This is a genomic window from Pseudoalteromonas sp. SR41-1, from assembly GCF_014164015.1.
GTDB classification, from domain to species: Bacteria; Pseudomonadota; Gammaproteobacteria; order Enterobacterales; family Alteromonadaceae; genus Pseudoalteromonas; species Pseudoalteromonas distincta.
In genome coordinates this window covers 72,786-93,340 of the sequence record NZ_JACJEK010000019.1, presented here as the reverse complement: position 1 = coordinate 93,340, position 20,555 = coordinate 72,786, and the positions used below count along the sequence as shown (strand labels likewise).

At 35.3% G+C, this 20,555-nt stretch carries 27 protein-coding genes; 18 read left to right on the top strand and 9 right to left on the bottom strand.

From position 1 onward, the window contains the following. Nucleotides 1–261 precede the first annotated feature (261 nt). The 9 genes from H5118_RS16170 (at nucleotide 262) to H5118_RS16130 (ending at nucleotide 5,646) form a co-directional block, all read left to right on the top strand. A complete protein-coding gene (locus H5118_RS16170; RefSeq protein WP_182749500.1) occupies nucleotides 262–714 on the top strand; it encodes a hypothetical protein in 453 nt (150 codons plus the stop codon). 55 nt (nucleotides 715–769) lie between these two features. Continuing rightward, nucleotides 770–1,204, top strand: coding sequence for a hypothetical protein (locus H5118_RS16165; RefSeq protein WP_182749498.1), 435 nt, complete (start codon nucleotides 770–772; stop codon nucleotides 1,202–1,204). 270 nt (nucleotides 1,205–1,474) lie between these two features. Beyond that, nucleotides 1,475–1,648, top strand: coding sequence for a hypothetical protein (locus H5118_RS16160; RefSeq protein ID WP_182749496.1), 174 nt, complete (start codon nucleotides 1,475–1,477; stop codon nucleotides 1,646–1,648). Between the two features lie 38 nt (nucleotides 1,649–1,686). After that, a complete protein-coding gene (locus H5118_RS16155) occupies nucleotides 1,687–2,166 on the top strand; it encodes a hypothetical protein (protein WP_182749495.1) in 480 nt (159 codons plus the stop codon). Nucleotides 2,167–2,434: 268 nt separating this feature from the next. Beyond that, nucleotides 2,435–3,142 (top strand): hypothetical protein, encoded by a 708-nt coding sequence (locus H5118_RS16150; RefSeq protein ID WP_182749493.1) that lies wholly within the window; start codon nucleotides 2,435–2,437, stop codon nucleotides 3,140–3,142. A 189-nt stretch (nucleotides 3,143–3,331) separates the two neighbouring features. Next, complete coding sequence (locus tag H5118_RS16145; RefSeq protein ID WP_182736194.1) at nucleotides 3,332–3,700, top strand: hypothetical protein; 369 nt, start codon at nucleotides 3,332–3,334, stop codon at nucleotides 3,698–3,700. 318 nt (nucleotides 3,701–4,018) lie between these two features. Beyond that, a complete protein-coding gene (locus H5118_RS16140) occupies nucleotides 4,019–4,489 on the top strand; it encodes an SMI1/KNR4 family protein (RefSeq protein WP_182695921.1) in 471 nt (156 codons plus the stop codon). A gap of 115 nt (nucleotides 4,490–4,604) precedes the next feature. Next, nucleotides 4,605–5,045, top strand: coding sequence for a GNAT family N-acetyltransferase (locus H5118_RS16135; RefSeq protein ID WP_182749491.1), 441 nt, complete (start codon nucleotides 4,605–4,607; stop codon nucleotides 5,043–5,045). 91 nt (nucleotides 5,046–5,136) lie between these two features. Continuing rightward, nucleotides 5,137–5,646, top strand: a complete 510-nt coding sequence (locus H5118_RS16130) for a DUF421 domain-containing protein (RefSeq protein WP_182749489.1) — start codon at nucleotides 5,137–5,139, stop codon at nucleotides 5,644–5,646. 71 nt (nucleotides 5,647–5,717) lie between these two features. On the opposite strand, the gene H5118_RS16125 is transcribed toward H5118_RS16130, so the two are convergent. Further along, a complete protein-coding gene (locus H5118_RS16125) occupies nucleotides 5,718–6,338 on the bottom strand; it encodes a trimeric intracellular cation channel family protein (protein ID WP_182749487.1) in 621 nt (206 codons plus the stop codon). A 416-nt stretch (nucleotides 6,339–6,754) separates the two neighbouring features. Between H5118_RS16125 and H5118_RS16120 the strand changes: the two genes are divergently transcribed. The 5 genes from H5118_RS16120 (at nucleotide 6,755) to H5118_RS16105 (ending at nucleotide 10,609) form a co-directional block, all read left to right on the top strand. Beyond that, nucleotides 6,755–7,363, top strand: coding sequence for a cold shock domain-containing protein (locus tag H5118_RS16120; protein WP_182749485.1), 609 nt, complete (start codon nucleotides 6,755–6,757; stop codon nucleotides 7,361–7,363). 703 nt (nucleotides 7,364–8,066) lie between these two features. Next, nucleotides 8,067–8,348, top strand: a complete 282-nt coding sequence (locus H5118_RS20480) for a hypothetical protein (protein ID WP_220497268.1) — start codon at nucleotides 8,067–8,069, stop codon at nucleotides 8,346–8,348. A 44-nt stretch (nucleotides 8,349–8,392) separates the two neighbouring features. After that, on the top strand, nucleotides 8,393–9,670 hold the full coding sequence (locus tag H5118_RS16115) for a P-loop ATPase, Sll1717 family (RefSeq protein ID WP_220497267.1): 1,278 nt from the start codon (nucleotides 8,393–8,395) through the stop codon (nucleotides 9,668–9,670). A 35-nt stretch (nucleotides 9,671–9,705) separates the two neighbouring features. Then, nucleotides 9,706–9,855 (top strand): excalibur calcium-binding domain-containing protein, encoded by a 150-nt coding sequence (locus H5118_RS16110; RefSeq protein WP_409074714.1) that lies wholly within the window; start codon nucleotides 9,706–9,708, stop codon nucleotides 9,853–9,855. Between the two features lie 310 nt (nucleotides 9,856–10,165). Beyond that, complete coding sequence (locus H5118_RS16105) at nucleotides 10,166–10,609, top strand: hypothetical protein (RefSeq protein ID WP_182749483.1); 444 nt, start codon at nucleotides 10,166–10,168, stop codon at nucleotides 10,607–10,609. 280 nt (nucleotides 10,610–10,889) lie between these two features. Here the strand turns inward: H5118_RS16105 and H5118_RS16100 are convergent, their stop codons facing one another. Further along, nucleotides 10,890–11,492 carry a thiamine biosynthesis protein ThiC gene (locus H5118_RS16100; protein WP_182749482.1) on the bottom strand — a complete coding sequence of 201 codons (603 nt, stop codon included), beginning with the start codon at nucleotides 11,490–11,492 and terminating at the stop codon, nucleotides 10,890–10,892. A gap of 382 nt (nucleotides 11,493–11,874) precedes the next feature. Then, entirely contained in the window at nucleotides 11,875–12,576 is a 702-nt protein-coding gene (locus H5118_RS16095; RefSeq protein ID WP_182749480.1) for a metal-dependent hydrolase, read from the bottom strand. A gap of 263 nt (nucleotides 12,577–12,839) precedes the next feature. On the opposite strand from H5118_RS16095, the gene H5118_RS16090 reads away from it, so the two are divergent. Further along, nucleotides 12,840–13,262 carry a hypothetical protein gene (locus H5118_RS16090; protein WP_182749478.1) on the top strand — a complete coding sequence of 141 codons (423 nt, stop codon included), beginning with the start codon at nucleotides 12,840–12,842 and terminating at the stop codon, nucleotides 13,260–13,262. A 31-nt stretch (nucleotides 13,263–13,293) separates the two neighbouring features. Here H5118_RS16090 and H5118_RS16085 read toward each other — a convergent pair whose 3' ends face one another. From H5118_RS16085 to H5118_RS16070, 4 genes are all read right to left on the bottom strand, one after another. Continuing rightward, nucleotides 13,294–14,925, bottom strand: coding sequence for a sensor domain-containing diguanylate cyclase (locus H5118_RS16085; protein ID WP_182749476.1), 1,632 nt, complete (start codon nucleotides 14,923–14,925; stop codon nucleotides 13,294–13,296). After that, nucleotides 14,918–15,358: a hypothetical protein gene (locus H5118_RS16080; protein WP_182693798.1), complete on the bottom strand. Its 441-nt coding sequence runs from the start codon at nucleotides 15,356–15,358 to the stop codon at nucleotides 14,918–14,920. Before H5118_RS16080 ends, H5118_RS16085 begins: the two co-directional genes overlap by 8 nt. Nucleotides 15,359–15,360: 2 nt before the next feature. Continuing rightward, nucleotides 15,361–16,623, bottom strand: coding sequence for a hypothetical protein (locus H5118_RS16075; RefSeq protein WP_182749475.1), 1,263 nt, complete (start codon nucleotides 16,621–16,623; stop codon nucleotides 15,361–15,363). A 335-nt stretch (nucleotides 16,624–16,958) separates the two neighbouring features. Then, nucleotides 16,959–17,873 carry a 2OG-Fe(II) oxygenase family protein gene (locus H5118_RS16070; RefSeq protein ID WP_182749473.1) on the bottom strand — a complete coding sequence of 305 codons (915 nt, stop codon included), beginning with the start codon at nucleotides 17,871–17,873 and terminating at the stop codon, nucleotides 16,959–16,961. Between the two features lie 323 nt (nucleotides 17,874–18,196). On the opposite strand from H5118_RS16070, the gene H5118_RS16065 reads away from it, so the two are divergent. After that, the gene (locus H5118_RS16065) at nucleotides 18,197–18,436 is read left to right on the top strand and encodes a hypothetical protein (protein ID WP_182693899.1); all 240 of its coding nucleotides are present in this window, start codon (nucleotides 18,197–18,199) and stop codon (nucleotides 18,434–18,436) included. 68 nt (nucleotides 18,437–18,504) lie between these two features. Here H5118_RS16065 and msrA read toward each other — a convergent pair whose 3' ends face one another. Then, entirely contained in the window at nucleotides 18,505–19,104 is a 600-nt protein-coding gene (gene msrA, locus H5118_RS16060; RefSeq protein WP_182749471.1) for a peptide-methionine (S)-S-oxide reductase MsrA, read from the bottom strand. A 281-nt stretch (nucleotides 19,105–19,385) separates the two neighbouring features. On the opposite strand from msrA, the gene H5118_RS16055 reads away from it, so the two are divergent. Continuing rightward, the gene (locus H5118_RS16055) at nucleotides 19,386–19,580 is read left to right on the top strand and encodes a CPXCG motif-containing cysteine-rich protein (protein WP_002962627.1); all 195 of its coding nucleotides are present in this window, start codon (nucleotides 19,386–19,388) and stop codon (nucleotides 19,578–19,580) included. A gap of 58 nt (nucleotides 19,581–19,638) precedes the next feature. Here H5118_RS16055 and H5118_RS16050 read toward each other — a convergent pair whose 3' ends face one another. Further along, a complete protein-coding gene (locus tag H5118_RS16050; RefSeq protein ID WP_002962626.1) occupies nucleotides 19,639–19,839 on the bottom strand; it encodes a hypothetical protein in 201 nt (66 codons plus the stop codon). A gap of 107 nt (nucleotides 19,840–19,946) precedes the next feature. Here H5118_RS16050 and H5118_RS16045 point away from each other — a divergent pair, with 107 nt between their 5' ends. Further along, on the top strand, nucleotides 19,947–20,429 hold the full coding sequence (locus H5118_RS16045) for a GNAT family N-acetyltransferase (RefSeq protein WP_182749469.1): 483 nt from the start codon (nucleotides 19,947–19,949) through the stop codon (nucleotides 20,427–20,429). The last annotated feature ends 126 nt before the right edge of the window (nucleotides 20,430–20,555 follow it).

The window sequence follows — 20,555 nt, the reverse complement described above, 5'->3', positions numbered from 1 at the left end:
CTTACTTACTTACTTACTTACTTACTTACTTACCACTAAAAAATTGTAATTAAAAAAATAACGTTAAAAATGGACTTTTCAATGTCACCAACAAAAATGATTCAATCTGTTAAAAGGGTTACTACTTACAGGTTGAATGAAGTAAAGACTGAACAAACCTCGCTAAAAAAACTGCTAAAGCTTATAACGCTTACACAAGCTTTAATTTGTGCTTTATTACTTACGATAAGTCATACCGCTTTGGCGTCAGAGTGTTTAAATATGAAAGTATTTAAACCTATAAAAATTGAGGACAAAACAGGGCTATCTCAGTCATTGAAGTTTGAAGAAGTTAAATTACTCCACAAAAATAAGTCAGGTATTTGCTTGCCTACAAGTGATACCTACATTTTGGCTTTTAGTGAAGGGATCCCTTTTATTGCCACTCGATTAAGAGGCCACACGCCAGAAATAACACTGCTGGAACAAGACAAAAATTATTATGCATTAATAAAGTATTATGCAGGTAATAAATTGCAAGTATTAAAGGGATATCAAATCATCAACTCAGAGCTATACGCACTCCCTAACTTCACTTTGAGCAGTAATGTAAGCAATATTAGTATTGATGAAGGGGTTATTGGCGTAAAAAACACTAAGTTAGTTGAAGAACACTCTATCGATTCAGTTACGCTTTATAACTTTGATTTATTAGGTGTATCAGTTAAACATTAAGTAGTGTCTTTGCTAAATAACTATAATATTAAACTACTGAGGGTATTTAAAAAGCATGATAAAAAGTAACCTCTATAAGCTTCTTCAGATTAACCTCTTTTGTTTTATTGCGTCATGTAATGCAGCTCAAGGTGCTTCGCAAGTTATATTTAAATGTAATGCTAGTGAGCCTAAACCTATGGAGTTGATTGTAAGTAAAGTAGGTAGTAAATTTTACTTAGATAAATTAACTATAAATGAAGCCTCAGTTATTGATTCAACGGAGCTCAATAATGTAAAAAAGTCGAGCTATCATCGTTTTTTAGCTATTGAACACAGTTTGGTTTTTAAAAAAGAAGGAAGTGAAATTACATTGAGTGATTACAGTAGTGAGGAATTCGATACACTCACAAATGAAAAAACAGTTACGCTACAAAAGAGTGACAAAAAAAAATACTGGGTTTGTAACACCACTGCGATTAGCAAATTAGCTTCTATTGAAAACTTTTAGCCAATTAAAAGCGCTGATTGCGTACATTTTTTTATAAGTTTTAGCTTTAGTACTAAAGCTCAGCATATTCATTTATTAAAGCTTGATGGCTTTAAAAAAGCGGTTAAAAGTACAGATTATTTAGCTAAAGTAACAATTATTAGAGTAGACGTTTTTCAAGAAGCTGATGATTCCCAAAAGTATGTATTTACTGCTGATGTAGTTACTACTTTTAAAGGTGATTCTTATAATCAAATCTCATTTGAAATGTTAGTTGAGAAAGGTGAAAATGTGGCATTTAACTCGACGCCTATTTATTTAGCACTTTGTGAGAGTTTAAATGGGACTTACTATTGGCCTGGTACGGGCTCATATTTTAAATCTGGCCCTGCAATTGATACCTGGGTAAATAACAATAGAGGAACAATTCAAATAGCTGGCACTTTTTCAGATTGGTGTAACTAGAGTGTCTGTGTGAATGGCATCATTTAAGAGGTGAATAAGTGTCTCAAAACGATATGAAGGTTTTATTGTTACCTCCATGGAAGCTTTTAATTAGGTTTCTATTAGTAACGATTCTTTTACTTTTAGGGACGGCCTACTCAGGGATGACCTTATTAACACAATACCTCAATACCAGCCCTGAATGGCTGTTAGGTATTTTATTTTCAGTTGGGGTAGTGTTTTGCCTCTTAAACTTTAAAGCAAGTCGCGGCTCTTTTATTTGTACAAATATACTAAAATACTATGCGCTTTTTTTAGCGTTTATATGTTTGCCATCTTTTTTTGTTATTGAAGGCAATGGCTACCATATTGCTTCAGCTATTAATATGGCTTTAATGTTGTTTTCTTTTTTCTTGATTAAAGGGCAAAAATACCAAAAACTCATCCAATATCAATATAATTTTTTCAAAGATATTAAAAGCTCTCGTTTAGCTATAAAGAACGAAATTACCAAAAGTACACGTAGTAACAAGATATAAATAATTGTAGATTTTGTCTTGTTTTATTTAAGTATTAAACGTAAAACTATAAGAGTCAGACGATTCGCTAAAAATGTTATCTTTTATATACAGCGAGTTGTAAATGTTCAATGTAGGATTTAAAAGTTTAAAAACGATACCGATTTAATTTTACATGATTTAAAAGTAAGCTACCTTTTAATTTCTTACCTAAATTTTTCAATGCACGCTCAGTGTATATTTTGTATTAACATAAAAGTTAAGGACGATTAATGTCTCTACTAAATACATGCATTTTAATGCTTTTTTACAACCTTTGTTTGTTTATCTTGCCCTTTTTACAGATGATATAGAGCTAGATGAAAGCTCAAATGATAAAAACGATGAGAAGATTAATCTTGCTCTACTGGTTATTACACCTAGTTTTGCATATTTTTACATGGAAACATTTTGGTATGCATTTAGCCTTTTAATGTGTGTAAATATAGTAGGCGTTATTTTAGCAAAAATAGTAGAACGCAAAGCAAAAAGAAATGTAGATTTTAAACAGCTTACGGGTTTTGCGTTTTCATGGCTAATGTTCTTTGGTTTATGTTATTGGCTAATAGATTTTAGTTTTTCCGAACGTAACTCAACAAACGGTAATAGCTCTTATTACGAAAAATACTGGCCCACACTTTATTTTTTAATATTAATGCTTAGTACACTAACAATAAAAATAATTGAAGCTAGGTTTGATAAACATTCACTTTCAGGCTCATTGCTTTTTATAAGTGCTATATTGGTCGGTGCATTACCACTATTAGGCAGTGCTTATATTTTTGGTGTTGTATTTAATATTTTCATTTTTATTGTGGTGTGCTCATTATGCATTGAGATAGAAAAAAGAAATGATCCATCAGCTGGAGCAATTATTTTTATTTATGCTTTCGTGCTTTTTGGTAGTATTGCTTTTAGTGGTGTATCAAAATTAGTATATAAAGCTTTTATTGCTTAAATTTAATTGTTTATAAAGTGTAAATGTAAAGTAGGGTAAGTTTTATATTGAGAGGGTTAATTTTGGCATTATAAATTTTTATTGACTTAAACAGTGCCCTATCATGAGTGACTTAGTATAATGCTAGGTTTTATTTTAATATGAAGATATTATAAGTGGGTTATTATTAACATTAAACAAGATATATTAATGAACATAGCTGAGCTATTTCTACGCTGCAAAAAAGTCCTAGAAAATACGTGGACTGAATTTACCTTCATATTTGAATTTGGTGAAGGGCACATATCTAATTCGGGGTTTTTATACACCGGCGATAGGGTACGACCTGCTACTGCTTCAATTGAAGAAGATCGGTTGTTATTAGGTAATGCTTTGGAGCAACTAAGAGAAGATATTTACCAGCAATGCGGTAAGAAGTTCAATCAGCTGCTTTTTCAAATGGAAAATGAAACAAAGCGTTTTAAAATAGATTTTGAATTTGATGATCAAAAACGGTGGGTTATTACACCAAATAACATGTTAGCAATGAGAGAAAAACTTCGTCCTAAATTTGATTGAGTTTTAATTTAACATTAATAAATACATGTAGTACCTTATTTAATTATAATTAAGTTTTGTAACGGTTTATTAGGCTTTAAACTTATAAGTAGCAGATGAAACTTGAAAAAAATTTAACTTTACTATTAATCTAAATAAAAAGGTATGTAGTCATTTACATGATTCTACTTCTAAACATAACAAAATTGATCCAAGGCCGTACATTATTGGCATCACATCTGAGCATTACGATTTAAAATGGTTTTGCGAGCGTTGTTGTCAACAATATTCTTTGCCAGATGAGGGAGTGTACTTCGTGAGTTTATTTAGTGAGCTTATATGTCGATAGAGAAAGTTAAATTAGCTATCAAGATGATGGAAAGCACTGGTGAGGAGATTTTATTCACAGGCGGGGTTTCTGATAAAGATATAACTGATGCTGAAAGTCGTTTAGGTTTAGAATTTCCTTTAGATTATAAATATTTCTTAGGAATCTATGGTTCGTTATCTTTTGAAGGCGAATCCTTTTATGGCTTAACTCAGTTTGGGCTAGACGTGGGTGAAATACCCTGTGTTATTTTTGCGACGGAATCAGCTCGAAAGCGAACAGATATTTCAAATAATATGATATATATAAAAGCTTCAGGTTATGGACCTTTGTTCAGTTTACACTTATCGGATTCAAAAAAGCATTCCCCCGTTGTAGAAACCAGCTTATCTTACAAAAGACACAAAGAAATTAAAATTTTGGCAAACAGTTTCGGTGACTTTTTTTATGATGAAATAAAAGCTGCAATTGAAGATTTGTAATTAGAAATTATCGTAAGTTGTAGCTTGGAACATTTCTAGCCTATAACTCTATGATGTTTATTATATACCTGATTTTAAAAGGGCTTTTAGGCGCAAATATAAAGCTAGGAATTACATGCCTATTACAATAACCACAGGCACAATTGATAATGTAACCGCAGTAAGTGAATATATCCCTGAACTGCTAACAAGCATTGATAGCGACACTTTACGTAACCGTTTAGAAAACAAAAAAGCATTGATATTAGTAGCACATAAAGAAGATACATTAGTTGGTTTTAAAATTGGCTATGAGCTATCTAATACACAATTTTATAGTTGGCTTGGTGGAGTGCATTTTAACTATCGTAGATTAGGTATTGCTAAAAAATTACTTGTTCAACAAGAAAAGTGGGCTTATGAACAAGGCTTTACCAATATACACGTTAAATCTATGAACAGGTTTCCTCAAATGCTGACTATGCTAATCACGAATGATTATCACGTTTGTGGCTACGTTGATAAACAAAGCACAGAGCTAAGTAAAATTAAGTTTGTAAAACAACTAACAAAGTAAATGCAGGCACTTTATTCATCGTTATTTAACTTAGCGCCATGTAGGGTTATAAGCAAAAGCTAATTGCCACCTTTAATAGCAAGGAACCACTATGTTTTACGATGATATTCAGGGGTTATTACGTGTACTTACAATAGGTGTACTGGGTTATATCGCGCTGGTGTTTTGGCTTCGTGTATCGGGTAAACGTACGCTTTCAAAATGGAACGTGTTCGACTTTATAGTCACCATTGCGCTGGGCTCTATTTTAGCGTCTGTTATTATTTCAAAAAGTGTCCCTTTAGCTGAGGGCATACTTGCCTTTGTCGTATTAATAGGGCTGCAATATGTTATTACGTGGCTTAGTGTGCGCTCATCTAAATTTGCAGCTTTAGTAAAAGCTGAGCCCACGCTATTGCTGAGTAATGGAGAATATTGCACGGCGGCACTTAAATCGCAGCGGGTAACAAAATCAGAAATTCGCGCTGCCATTCGTGGTGCGGGTATATTAGCCATAGAAGATGTAGCCGCAGTAGTGTTAGAAACCGATGGCAGTTTTAGCGTACTTAAGCAAAATAACAGCGGGTTAAAAACCGCGTTAAGTGATGTAAGCGGGCATTAAATTAATACGCTAATAGTTATATTAACTAAGGCAGGTATATTACCTGCCTTATTTTGTATTGAAGGTTATTTTTATTTAGCGTGCTGCTCTAATAAACTAAAGGTAGGTAAGCGCCATTTAAAGCGTATTGATGCAATACGTATTAAGTAGCCTGCAACCAAGCTCACAACAATGCTTATGTTGTCGTCAATATTGTAATGGTGCAATGCTAGGTATAAGCACGCTACAAGTAACGATACGCTTGCATATAGCTCATTGTGTAATACCAACGGTGCTTGGCGACATATTAAATCGCGCAGTAACCCACCAAAAACACCCGTTACAACCGCTGCCACTACACAAATACCGTAATGTAATCCCATATTAAGCCCCACTTGGCAGCCAATAATACTAAAGGCAGCTAAACCAAGGGCATCCAAGCGCATAAATATGCCTTTAAATTTAACTACCCATTTAGCAAGCCACGTAGTAACAATACCGGCAATACAGGTAATTAATAAATACTCTGGGTGTTGTACCCACGTAAGCGGGTAATTGCCTAGTAATATATCTCGAACGCTACCACCACCAATTGCGGTCGCACTAGCTACTAGCACCACGCCAAACCAGTCCATTTTCATTCGCCCAGCGCTAAGTGCGCCAGTCATGGCTTCTGCGGTAATACCAATAATATAAACAACGGTTAGTAGCATGAGATAATCACTTGAAAATTGCACGTAAAAATAAGGTGTGGATTGTATAGATAAATTAAGTAAATAACGAATGAAAAATCACACTAAAAACGCTTAATTCAGATAGAAATAACTAATAACAAAACCGAGTGTAAACAAGCTGTTAAGCTAATCGCTTTGCAAAAGTCAGCAGTAGCAGAATAAAGGACAAATGGCCGTAATTTATAAATTAAAACAGGCTATTTTTTGCTGCTTTTTTAAAGCTCAAAGCTCGGTATTTTCCTTATACGGTTAAGTGTTTTGCCAACTAATTGGCGTGTTTAAATTAACCTAATATGAATATTTGGTTGCGTGGTAGCAATTTAGGAACGTATACTAACGACTCTTAACTTAAATGGAATTTGCGTAATCGCAGCTTAATCAGCACAGGTAAATACATGAACAAAGGACTGTTAAAAGCGTGGAATGACGAAAAGGGCTTTGGTTTTATTAAATCAGACACCCTAGAGCACGACACCTTTATACACATTTCAGCGCTCAAACATATGAGCCGCAAGCCAAAAGTGGGCGACACCCTTTATTTTGAAGTCGCTACACAGCCCGATGGTAAAACCAAAGCCGTTAATTGCCGGATAGAAGGCGTAGCTGCGCTTAAAGTTACACATAAAAAATCAAACCATCATCGTGTTGCTAAATCTAATTTTACCGACAGTTTTTTAGGCAAAGTCGCCTCAATTAGCATTATCGCTGTACTTGGCTTCATCGCAGTAAATAAATACAGCCATTATCAAAGTAGTGAGCAGTTTAATAACCACACTCCCGTTATTACCAACGCCGATTTAGCCACATTTGATGAACAATACCCAAAAACCGTTATTCCAAAAAGCACACAAAACTTTACCTGCGATGGCAGGCAGCACTGCAGCCAAATGACTTCACGTGCAGAAGCGGTATTTTTTATTAATAATTGCCCGAATACAAAAATGGATGGTGATGGCGATGGAAAACCTTGTGAAAATGATTCACGGTTCAAAACTGAGTGGTAATTTTATAAACCGTTTAGTTAAAGGTTTGGTTAAATAAAAATAGAATTAATTAATGGCTGTGTATAAATATAGCCATGTAAGTTTTGTCCCATAACATTATTGAAAGTCGTTTTGGGGATGCTCTTTCTCATCCAATTTTGGAATGGTTTCTCACACATTTGGAATAAGGAACCATATATGGCGGGGGTTGCAGAGATGGTGTTGATGTTCCCGATTTGGGTTTTTATCATAGGGTTCGGAATTAGGTTGTTGGGCTTAAAACCGACTAAAACATTAAACAGTGAGGCTTAAAAAGCTAAAATTTAATATTTTATCTTTTTTAGAATTTAATAATGTATGTTTAGAGAGTTATTTTGTATCGAATATTATGACAACAGTTTCAACCGGCCAAGCTAATTGATGTAAGATGAATGTTCTAAGGCAGTGATAATCGGACGCTTGTAAAGTTAAACTTAGTTCTGTTTTGATGAGTAATATTCTAATTTTGTCCAATAACATTATTAACTGCCGCTTTGGTGCAAGGTAACAAGTTTGAAATTTTAGCTGTTTTAATTACCTGTTTACAAAGGTAATTATTGATGAAATTATCAGGGTATGTAATATACGCCGTGTTAGTGTGTTCTAAATCACCAAAATGATGTTCAATAAGCTGTTAGGCATGCCTCGGGTTTAAGTTTAAATTCAATGTTTTTTAAGGATAAAAATGCAAAATATTAACAATCTTTCATTTGGTTTCAGTGATGCAGAAAATTATAAACGAAGAGAGAATAAAGAATTTTTTAACCATTCTTTTATAAAGAATCAATCACTAGATAAATTGTGTCAGTCTTCTACATCCTTTCTTGTCGGTGACAAAGGGACAGGGAAAACAGCTTATTCTGTATACCTTGTTAATAATACGTATCAAAATAATAATGCTTCTCTTAGGTACATTAGAGAAACTGAATATCAAAAGTTTATTACTCTAAAAAAGAAAAACAGTTAGATTTATCTGATTATTCATCTATTTGGAAGGTGATTATATACTTATTGTTAGCTGAACAAGTTTATGAAAAAGAAGGTGGGAATGGACTTTTTAAGAAGTTTACCAAATTTCAAGCTTTACACGAAGCGATACAAGAATATTATGTTCATGCATTTTCACCTGAAATAAAATACGCATTACAATTTATTCGTGAATCCAAGTTAGTGGCTGAGTTATTATCCAAACACGCCAAGGCCTCTGGTGAGCTAAAAGATAGTGTTGCTTTTAGTGAATCAAGATTCCAAACAAACTTACTTTATATACAGAAAAACTTCGAGAGTGCTCTTAGCTCGATAAAGCTAGAAAAAAATCATATTTTATTTATCGATGGTATCGATATACGACCTTCATCAATACCTTATGATGATTATTTAGAATGTATCAAAGGTCTAGCAAATGCTGTATGGGAAATTAATAATGACTTTTTTCCTAGCATCAGAGATTCAAAGGGAAGAATGAGAGCCGTTTTGTTGATTAGGCCTGATATTTTTGCATCACTTGGTTTGCAAAACCAAAATACAAAAATAAGAGATAACTCAGTGCTACTTAATTGGTCAACAACATACAGAGATCACCGACATAGTGACTTATTTAAAATGTCAGACCTTCTTTTGCAACAACAGCAGCAAAAAGGTCAGGAATTTATCTATGGCGAGTGTTGGGATCATTACTTTCCATTTGATACACCAAGTCTGAACGTTCAATTTGAGAAATCATCATCTTTTGTTAATTTCTTAAGGTATGCGCTATATAGGCCTAGAGATATAGTAACAATGCTTTCTATGATTCAAGAAAGAACTATTTCTAAAAATAACAATCAAGAAGTTTTTTCACAAAATGATTTTGATGATGGAGTTTTCAAACGAAACTATTCAGATTATTTACTTGGGGAAGTAAAAGATCAACTAGCCTTTTATTACTCTGATTATGATTATGAAAACTTCTTAAAGTTTTTCGAGTTCCTAAACGGTAAAAATACTTTTTCTTATGAAGTATATTTGAAAGCATTTGAAGCCCATAGTCAGTTTATTTTATCTACTGCTACTGCTAGTGCTCGCCCAAGGTTCATGTCAACACCTGAAGATTTTTTACAATTCTTATATGACCTGAATATAGTTTGTTATCAAGAACGATTAGAGAGTGGTAAAAAGCATATACATTGGTGCTTTAAAGATAGAACATACTCTAATTTATCTCCAAAGGTTAAATTGCATGAGACCTATGAAATATTCTATGGCATGTCCAAAGCATTAAATACAGGAAGTAAATTTATCAGAGGTTAATTGCATGCTTAGCAAGGCGTTACCAATGTCCGCTTTTGGCACTCAACCGCACTACAGCTAAGCAAGAAATTAACAGTGACACCCATTCTAAATTTTTTATTAATAACTGCCCGAATACAAAAATGGATGGTGATGGCGATGGAAAACCTTGTGAAAGTGATTCACGGTTTCAAAATGAGTGGTAATTTTATAAATCGTTTTACTAAAGGTAAGATCTAATAAAAATAAAATTAGTTGTTGTGTATAAATACTGCGATGTAAGTTTTGTCCCATAACATTATTAAAAGGCGTTATGGGGTTAAATAACAAAAGCGAAAATTAACAGTGACACCCATCCTAAATTTTGCTCTTTTCAAAATTTAGGATTACGTTTTAGTTAGTGCAAAAAACGAGCAGGGTGTCTTATGGCAATTGCAAGAAGAACAATTAATAAGACACCCATCTTAAATTTCAGCTTAGTCAGCAGTGCAGAGCAAGTTTTCGGAGTATTAAAAAATGGACTTTGTTATATGCTTAATTTTATTTTTATTGTTCTATATTTTAGTCAATTATATCCAAAGCATTATTGGGTATTACCCTAAACTAGCTAGAGAATATAAAACGGATTTAATTATTTCTGATTCCTCACTTTTAAAATCAAGCAGTATGTACTTGACGAATGTGGCAGATATTTCTCGTGAGAAAAACAGTGAATATCGGACTTGGCTAAATATCAAATCATTTCAGCAAGGTATATTTATAAGCCAAAAACGGATGTTGATTCTACTATTTCCCAGGAATTTTTTAATACCATGGGAGCAAATTAGTTTAATAAAAGAAAAAACTAATTTTCTTAAAAATCAATATCTTTATAAAGTCGAATGTAAAAAAGAACCTGTTTATATCATTACGAAATTCGATTTATTAAAAAGCGTAATTAACAAGAATTTACGAGAATAAATGAAGTCAAATCTTGACTACACACACCAAAGCTTAACTGAGTTAAATCGCTTTGATATAAGCCATTATCCTCCTCTAAAAGCGCAGCGCCTCATAGCCTCTTTGTGAATTAGTCTTTAGAGATTACGAAGAGGGCATTAACTTGGGATGCGGTAGACGAATACTTTAAGTTGAACGTGGGCATCACTTTAAACGTAAAACATCGGCGAATTAGCACTCTAATTCACGCCGATGTTTATAACTTATTTAAGTAACTGCCTTACTAAAAAGGTATTAAACCTTAGTCTTGCTTTCGGTTAAGGCTAATTAAGCAGATTGCTAAAAGTAACGTTGCAATCATACCTGATGCACCAGCAACACCAGATGGCAGGAATCCATCACGGCCAGCAATAATTAATACTGCATTGGCAAGCATTGCAACTGCGCCTGCTAGGGCTGTAAGGCCGCCAATGGTTTTGCCACCTTTAGCAATGAAAGATAGGCCAAATACAAGAGCTGCTAAGCCTAATAATAATTTTGCTGCGTAGTAAATCATGAATGACAACGAAACCACACCACCAATTAAAGGTTGTGCGCCTTCTACTGTGCCTGCAACTTTACCAAATGTAGAAAACAAAGTAAGTCCAACGCTTACCTGCACTATGTTAAGTACTGCACTAAACGCGATAGCCGACCAGCCTAGTTGAGCGTTTTTTGCTTGCACCATAGCCGTGCCTGCAAAGGCAACAAGTAAAGTAAATACCAACGCTTCTAGCCCCCAAGCAACCTGCCTTGAAAAACTAATTTCAGCACTGTAAAGGGCTGAATAAATACCCTGTGATATCGCCAATACCAACAATAACGATGCTGTAATTAGGGTGGTGCGTTTATGTGTAAATTCCATTATGGACCTCTTATAATTTTATATTTAACGCTTTTAAAAGATGCAGTAGTTTTGCACACATCAAACCGTTGAAACTTTTATATAAATATTGAAACTATAAGACAGGCAAAGCGATTTAAAAATTTCACTAAAACCAATAAAAATAATAATTAATTACAAAAAGGCTAAAACTTGCGCTTTTAATTAAACTTAAACGAGCAAAGTCGCATTGATTTAAGCTGATAAACCTCTAAAAGCGCAGCGCCTCTTACCCTCTTTGTGCATAAACTTTTAAATTACTAAGAGGGTATTTTGCATTCATTCTAGCAATGGGGATAAGCGACTTTGCAAAAGTCACTTACTTTAGTAGGGCAAGTCTATAAAAGGGCTTAAATCGCCTTCATTAAGATAAAAGCCTAAATTGAGACCAGTCACTTAACGCTGTAATAGTTTGTTCTGTGGGAGGGGCAACATAGATCAAACCTGCAATGGCAATAATTGACGCTAGCGTAATTAGTTTATTATCGAAGTCAGCTATTTTTAAAGCGGTTCCGAAAGAGCGCTTAATGGTGACATTACTTAAATCTACACTGTAAATTTCATCTAGCAATAAATGAATTAACCCGCCAAGTAAAATAAACCCACCCGTTAACCAGGCAAAGACGGCTGCTTGTGTGGTTGATTGGTCATTCAGTTTCCATGTTACTTGAGTTGTTAATAGCGCGCATAACAGTATAAATAGTAAAGAGTGGCAACTACCTCTGTGTACTGTGATCCATTCAAAAATGGGTCTAATAATGTACTTCATAAATCCGTAAACCAATAACGGCACTACGATTAACTCGATAAAGCTAATTTCAATAATGAGCTCGGTGGTTATGTAATGCAGTACCAGTAATACAGCGCTGAGTGCGAATAAGTTAAAAATAGTATCGAGTGATGTTGAGTTATCTGAATCTATGTCGGGTAATAAGCCGCCGATTGAGCCTAAAAACCATAACCAGAGCGCGCCCTTTAAATCAATATGGCTTGCAGATAGTAAGGTGGCGGAGGCTAAGCCTGTGATGATTACGGCAGTATTAAGATGAGTATTGAAGTTTGCCATTGTAACTCTTGATGGGAAAAAGTAGGGCATTCTAACAATTGAAAAGTTTATTGTTCAATATTCTTTTTAATTAGATTTTTTATTACTTTGATTAATTACTAATAGTACAATTGTTATTCTGTTTTGTGGTTAGTAGAGCAATCAAGTTGTAATTTTTTTATAAAAATCAATAATACGGACAGTTTTTATTGTCTATTGGCCTTTTGTGTTTTAAATAAAAGCCTAGCTATCAACTTATATAAAACGGCTTAACTGGAATCCACATGAACCAAAATAGATATAAAGCATCGTTTCCTGCGCCTGACATTGGTAGTAACTATTTTGTCTCATCAACTTGGAGCAGTTATGGTTTCTGGGCTTTATTAGCACTGACTCCGCTTGCTCATTACATGATGTACTATACCGAAGATGGTTTAGCGCATGGGGAAGATTTAAACACTTTAGTGTATGTAATACTTGGTGCTATTAGCTTGTTTGTTTTAAATATTGCAGCCCAATCTATATGTTGGTTAGGCAGGCTTTTGGCAGTGGTTTGCTTTAGCATGAGTCTGTATTTTATTTTATCGATTATCTATCTTAGTATTTATGCTCACTTCCCAATCGCTTATTTTGGTCCTGTTATTTACTTTGGTTTAGCAGCGTACTTTTATAATAAAGACTATTTGAAAGCGATAAAAACATTATAGCATTTACTATGTAGTTACTAATTCACGCCATCTAATTTTTTATATCGTCATAAAAGGCAACTTTCCCTCGGCCTGTTTCTTTTACGTGATAAAGAGTTTTATCACCGTTGTGCATTAATTGATGTAGTTCATTGCCATCATATGGGGCTATTGCAATTCCTATGCTTGCACCTACTGCGCATGTTTTTGTGTTTGAAATACTAACCTGCTGTTGTAACTCATTGAGTAAGGCGTTCGCTTTTTGTTGTGTTGCCGTTTTATCGTAGGTATTAACTTGCCTTGCAACAATAAATTCGTCACCGCCTAGGCGGATACACATATCGTTTTTTTCGTGAAAAAGTGTTTTAAATCTGTGCGCTATTTCAATTAGCACTTTGTCGCCGGCTTCGTGTCCGTAGGTGTCGTTAATGGGTTTAAACTTATCTAAATCAATCATCATAAGCACTAAATGTTCATTATGTTTAATACATTCACGTAGTGCTTTTTTAAGGCGTTTTTCACCGGCGCGTCGGTTTAATAAGCCGGTTAACGGGTCGTGATCGGCTTCAAAGCGGGTTTGCTGTTCGCGTTCTGCGCGCTCGGTTACATCGTGTAAAATTACTTCTACTAGCTGCTCTTGTTTGGGGTTTCGTTTGGTATCTCTTTGGTCTGTTAACCTTACAAACAAACAATGAAACCATACCGTTTTATAGCCAACTTTACACTCTACATCTAAGGTGGTTTGTGGTGGGTTTTTAGCAGAGCGAATATCTGCCAGTAGGCTTTGTAATTCGTCTACATTGCTAAGTAACTCAGGAAAATGCAAGGTTGGTAATTCTTCTTCACCAGGTACGGTAAAATAATGCTTAAATGCAGGGTTAAAGGTGGTGATAATGTTTTTGTCATCGAGTAAACAAATACCTGCGCTGGCTTGTTCAAAAATAAGTCTAAATTTAGCTTCTAGCTCTTGAGTTTTTTTACGCAGTGTTTGCTCATTACTAATAGTTAAATGTAGCTCGTGCATTAAGGCATTTATACCTTGGGTTAAACGGCTTATTTCGTCCCGCTTGCCTTGCTTGAAGGTTAGCATTTTAAGGGTTTCTGGCTCGCTTGGATTTATTTTAGCAAAGCTGTCGGTTAGGTTTTGAATAGGCTGTGTAAGCCAGCGCTGAACTACCAGCGATACAAAAAATGCGATAACAATGGATTGAATCAGCATTAAGATAAATTCTTTTATAAGCGCTGACTGTGCTTGTTGTTCAATAAAGTTATCGTCAGGGTATATGGCGAGTACACCTATAAAAGTGTCTTCTATAAAGGGGTGAACTAATTTAATTAAAACAGCTTCATTTTTTTTGTTAGTAGAGCCTTTTGCAATAAATAAATCCATCTCTCCTTTAGGGTTTACTTCTCCTTCTAGGCTTGCGCCTTGCACTAAGTCGTTACTGAGTAGGCCGTTAATAATTTCTTGGCTTAATTCTTTGTCATTTAAGTAAGCGGCAATAGCGGCTGTTTTTTCCATTGTTTGCGCTAACTGTTGAACAAGTAGGTAATTTGTGTTTTTTTTCTCTTTAAAGCCTGAGTAATAAGAGAGCATAGACGAGACTAAAGACACAACAATAGCAACTAACGCAATTGATATAGCGACGCGTATGTAGAGTTTTTGGCTAATAATTTTAATCAAATGTGTATACCACTTTTACTGCATCTGTAACTTGCGATAGCGGAATGTAGCCAATTGCAAATTGTGATGCTGCTATTTTGTTTATTGCGTCTTCTACCGATGTTGAAGGCGTGGGTGGCTTTGCGCGCCCTGAAAATAAAAGCCTTGCCCAATACGCATTTATTTTTTGCTCGTCTTTATTGACCAGTTTTAAGTAAAAATCGTTTTTTAATGCTGATTGGGCGGGCAAATCGAGTGGCTTTGACGTTTCACCATCAGGAAAAGTTAAATACCTACCCATGTAAATATCAATTATTTCCCGTTTTGATAATGCGTTAATTGCGTTGCTTTTATTTACCACTACAACAAACTCTGTAGATTTAGCATAAAAGCTCACAAAAAGCAGGCATAAGGGGAGCATTACATTAAGACCTAGATTACGAGCGCTTATCATAACTAAAACACCATACTAGCATTTAAACTGAGTATATGTACTTTGTTGCTTTTATTTGCATCAGCAGGATTACTAAGGCTCCATAGCCCCGCACCTTGAGGCTTTATATCAAAGCGGTCTAACTGCGCTTTAAATACTAAACGATCCGAAAAATGCCATTTTACGCCTACGTTTATAGAGTGCTGGTGAACATTTGTAATTTGAACTGAAGATTGAGTGGCAACCGCGAGTTGTTGTATGGGTACTGAAAACTGCTCAGGAGTACCTGGTGGGAAAATAGGGCTGTTTACTTCAACTACATCATGGCGATTTTTAGCTGCCGTAAAGCCTGTGTAAAATATTGCATCATCTACTCTGTAACCCGCACTAATATAAGTGCTAAATACAGATGGAGCTATTATCCAATCGGATTCTGAAATACCTAACTCAGATTGAATAAGCCAATTATTATTATCGTAAGTAACGCCAAAGGCTGCGTATTCTATGCTGTTGCCTTTGGTGTTAAATTTGTTAGATATACTTTGTGCTTGCGGCCATACACTTTGTGGTACTAAATCGAGTGCGGTTATAAATTCGTCCAACGCGGTTAGTTTATAATCGCCAAAGTTTGACCTTGATAACGAAAAACGCATTGTCCATGCATCTAAAGAGTATGTTGCACTAAGGGTTGTTAAGTTATCAAAATCAATAAAAAAGTCGTCATTATAGGCTTGTATCTTTGCTGTGGAGCTACCATAAGCGAGTTTTAAGCGTAAGAAGCCATCGTTAATGGCTTTACTGTATTCAACGTCTATTCCATCAAAATTACCTGCAATGTTTGCAAATGAGTAATACGAATGAGGCGGGCGCACCCATAAATAGGCATATCCTACGTAAGGGTATTCCGATAGTAAGTAAAGGTCGCTATTTAACCTGCCTGCGCGGATGGCCCAGTTACGTGATGGGCGATAACGTACAAAGGCGAGTTCTAAAAAATTATCAAAGCTTTTAAAGGCATGATCTTGTATTACTAGTTGAACTACAGAGTCCCAATTTTTGGCTAGTGATATATTAGCCTGACCACCTAAAATTGAATCACGCGTTGCTGAAAAACCAGATTCGTTCACATTTGAATAACTCGATGCAAAGCCAATATCTGAATCGTCCGTGTAGCTGAGTGTTAAGGATGCAAAACCACTAAATTGTACATCTATGTCGTTTGCATAGGTTTTATTAGCAGCAGAAATTACCAATATTGCTATGGCAATTGTACCTCGGAACAACATGTTAGCTCGTATTTTTATAATGTAGATAGTAAAAAGATAGCACAATTTATTAAATTACCAACTTAAGCATTACAGTGGCTTATCAATTAAATACAAAAAAACATGACATCCCCCTAAATTTTGTACTTTGTTAAGCGAAGTACTGGGACATAAGAAAAGCAAGGCGGAAAATTTGTGTTATCTATTGTTATAAGTGGCGACAATATAGATTATGAATAGGGCGGTTTTTTTAATATTACTAAACTTAAAACGTGTTGGTTACTGGATAAGCTTTATTTTTATAAGGCTGCTTAAATTAGGCAGCCATTTATATTTAAAACTCTAAAAGCGATTATTTAAAATGGTGCATAGCCATCATTTGGTTTGTTTGGGTTAGTCCAGCGCTGTTTAGCATCAACAGGAATGCGTGGTGCGCCTTGTGCTGGTAATCGACCGCGCTCCCCATACAACCACAATACGAAGTTAGTTCGCTCGCCACTGGTAATAGGCTTGGCTGCGTGTGCAATATTGCCTCGATGTAACATGGCAGTACCAGGCTTAAAGGTAAGTGATTTAATGTCACCTGTGTGCGGGTGATAAAAGTCCACTTGTGACCCTGTAAACTCTTCGCCTGGTAAATTTAGGTTAATGTTAAGCGTTACAGCTGATGCGTCGGTATGTGGGCGAATTGACGAATCTGTATTTGGCTCATAATAAATTGAAAAGCCAAATGTTTGTGTATCAAACCCCATAACTTCCGGGAACAGCATACGTGAAATAGGGCGCATATAAGTGTTTAGTATTTCGTTATAAAATGCTTGAAAGCTTGGCGCGGCTAAATAACCTTCTGATCGGCTATCAAGCATGGCACCACGGCGATTTAACACTATGCCGTATGGCGGGCGCATAGGGATTTGCGAATTCCATACTTGTTCTAAATATCCGTGTAATACTGCTAGTCGCTCAGGATCAAAAAATTGAAATTGAAACACATCAGGCGCTACTTCGTGTAATAACGCTTTTACGGCTAGCTCTTTTGATGGATCTTCCCATGCTTGTTTTACTGCTTCACGTATGTTTTTATCAAGTAGTGTGTCGTCTAGCGTAAACGTTGAGCTATCTATTGATGTTGCTACCCATTCGCTCCACGCGTTTGCAATTAGGTCAGTGTTGTTTATCCAAAAGTTTTGTACTGCTGGTTCACGGTAAAGCATGGCTTGTCGTGTTGGTAACTCTAGAGCACGCGCTAGTTGTAATTGGTTGGCAAACATTTTGTGTAACTCCAGCTGTTAAATTTTGTTTATATCAATCTAGGAGTGCAATTTATTGTATTTGATTTAGTAGATAAACAGCCTGCTTTAGGAAACAGAATATACTATTTATTGATAATGAATCCTAAAACTGAGTATCTTAAGTCAAGCAGTGCTGTCCACCTAAAGCGAAGTGACATGTATCCTATTTGCTATTCAAGCATTTAGCTTAATAACAAAGGCTTTATGAAATAGACGGTGTATAAATAAACCTTTATTATAAATTCCTTATTTTGCCTATGTTATAGCTAGGATTTAATAGCAATATAAAATGGAGATTAATTGTGGAAGATAAATTAAAAGAAAAAAGTGTGACACAGAAATTTTTTGGTGAATATTCTTGGATGTATCAAGTTTCAGCGTTTGTTGCTTTTATTATGGTTATTTACATTAGCTTTAATGGAGAGGGAAATGTTTGGACACAGCTTGTGAATGGTGATTTTAATTCAGCTTTGCTTGTTAGCATTGTTGGTTACTTATCTGAATTTAGATATCGATTTATTAAAGAATCTCGCAATAACTAAAATATTAAAAAGCTGATAATTAAATCAGCCTTTTAATATTTTACAGTGGATTACCTGATTAAACGCGATTAATGGGTTGCTCTGTCGCCCCAAATTTCTTCTAGGCGGCTGTCACGACCACAACGCCAACGATAAGTGTTGTATCGGATTGGATTGTTTTTGTAATAATCTTGATGAAAGCTTTCCCTCCCTTTTATAGGGTAAAAGGTGCTTGCATTTAGTATAGGTGTAACCACAGTTTGATTAGGGAACTCGGCAACGACTGCAGCTTTTGTTTTTTCGGCTAATTTACGTTGTTCGTCGTTTTCTACAAATATAGCGCTTAAGTAACTAGGGCCTTTATCACAAAATTGGCCTTTTGCATCAAAGGGATCGATATTAACCCAGTAATGTTCAAGTATGCCTTGATAGCTTACTATGGCCGGATCGTAAGTAATTTCTACCGCCTCGTAATGGCCTTTATGATTACCATTGTATGTCGGGTTTTTAAGTTTACCGCCAGTAAAGCCCGATATTACATCGGTTACGCCTTCTAGCTTTTCAAAGTCACTTTCCATACACCAAAAACAACCTCCAGCTAGAACGGCTTTTTCGGTTTTAGCTGCATGGGAAAATGTACTAAACAAAATAACGGCAGATGTTAATGCAAGCGTAAGTGATTTTTTCATAAAATTATCCATCTGTACTGTGAGTTTATAAATACTTATAAAGTTAGACCCGCTAAGTGCTAATACAATTTCATTGTAGAGGGCTGGCCAACTTATATATGGTGAAAAATATTGCACTTTGACAAGTTTTATAGGGATAAGGCTAGTAACAATATCACTATTTAAGTTAGTAGCACGGTTTAATTGGGTTAGCCAAGTATGCGTTATTTAATGGGGTGTTGAATTATGCTTACGTGTTCATTAAAGTGACAACATCCGTGATATAAATTAGCAGGTGATAAATGAACCAGTTAACAGAAACATCAATAAGTTGCCCTTATTGTGGAGAAAGTATAGAAGTATTACTTGATGCAGCAGATATTGATGAGCAATACATAGAAGACTGCCAAGTGTGCTGTAAGCCTATTTCGTTTGTGGTATTTGAAAATGATGACGAGCTAAACGTTAATGTTTACAGCGAAGACGATGCATTTTAACTCGTTAATTAGATAGTAGGCTGCAAAATTGCAGCCTTTTTACTGTGTATGTGTTTGGTTAGCTATTTTGCTCACGCGCTAATTGGTTAGGTAGAAGTTCTTCTACTATTTCGCGTGCTGGAAGCGTATAGCGTGTGCCGTCAAACATTACTGAGGTAAACTCGTTAATATTAGTAATGCCTGTTAAGGTCCAGCCTTCGCCGCGCTTTGGGCAATATACTGTGGTAGTGGGTTGTATTACTTTAAAATCGTCACTCATTACGTTCTCTTACTCTTTTTGCTTTAAAGATAATGCTTGTTAATAGGGTATGGTAAGTTAATAATGCGTGCCCATAAAGAGCTAATTTAACTAACCACTTAAATAAAATGTTTAACACCACAAAGCTTGAGCGCGTTACGCTGCGTTTAGTTACCCACAAACACGCAGCGTGTTTATTTAATATTTTAAATCACCCGCACGTGTCAGAATTTAACGACTACGAAACACCACTTAGCAAAAAGCAAATCAAACAATTAATACAAGATGATATTAGTGCATATTACGAAGGTGAAGTAATTCGAGTTGCAATTGAACATAATATATCTGGAAAGTTAATGGGTACTTGTGGGCTTTATAATTTAACCCCGTGTAAAAGTAGTGCGTTTATAGGATTTGAGCTGCATCCTGACTTTTGGGATAAGGGCGTAATGTTTGAAGTGGTGACCGGTTTTATTGAAACTCTAGTTAAGCATATTCCTCTTAAACATTTGTCTGCTGAGGTGAGTGCACATAATGCACGTTCCCATAATTTACTTATGAAACTGGGCTTTAGTTTAAGAGAAAATTCTATTTGGCATAAATCACTTTAACTCAAGACGGCAATTATAAGTGCTTACCTTTTTCAATCCTCAATCCTTAAAGCTCAGTAAATAAAATACAAAAAATAGCGGCTTTCTATTATAGTTAAGCGTAAGCAAATGAATTTGTTACCCGTG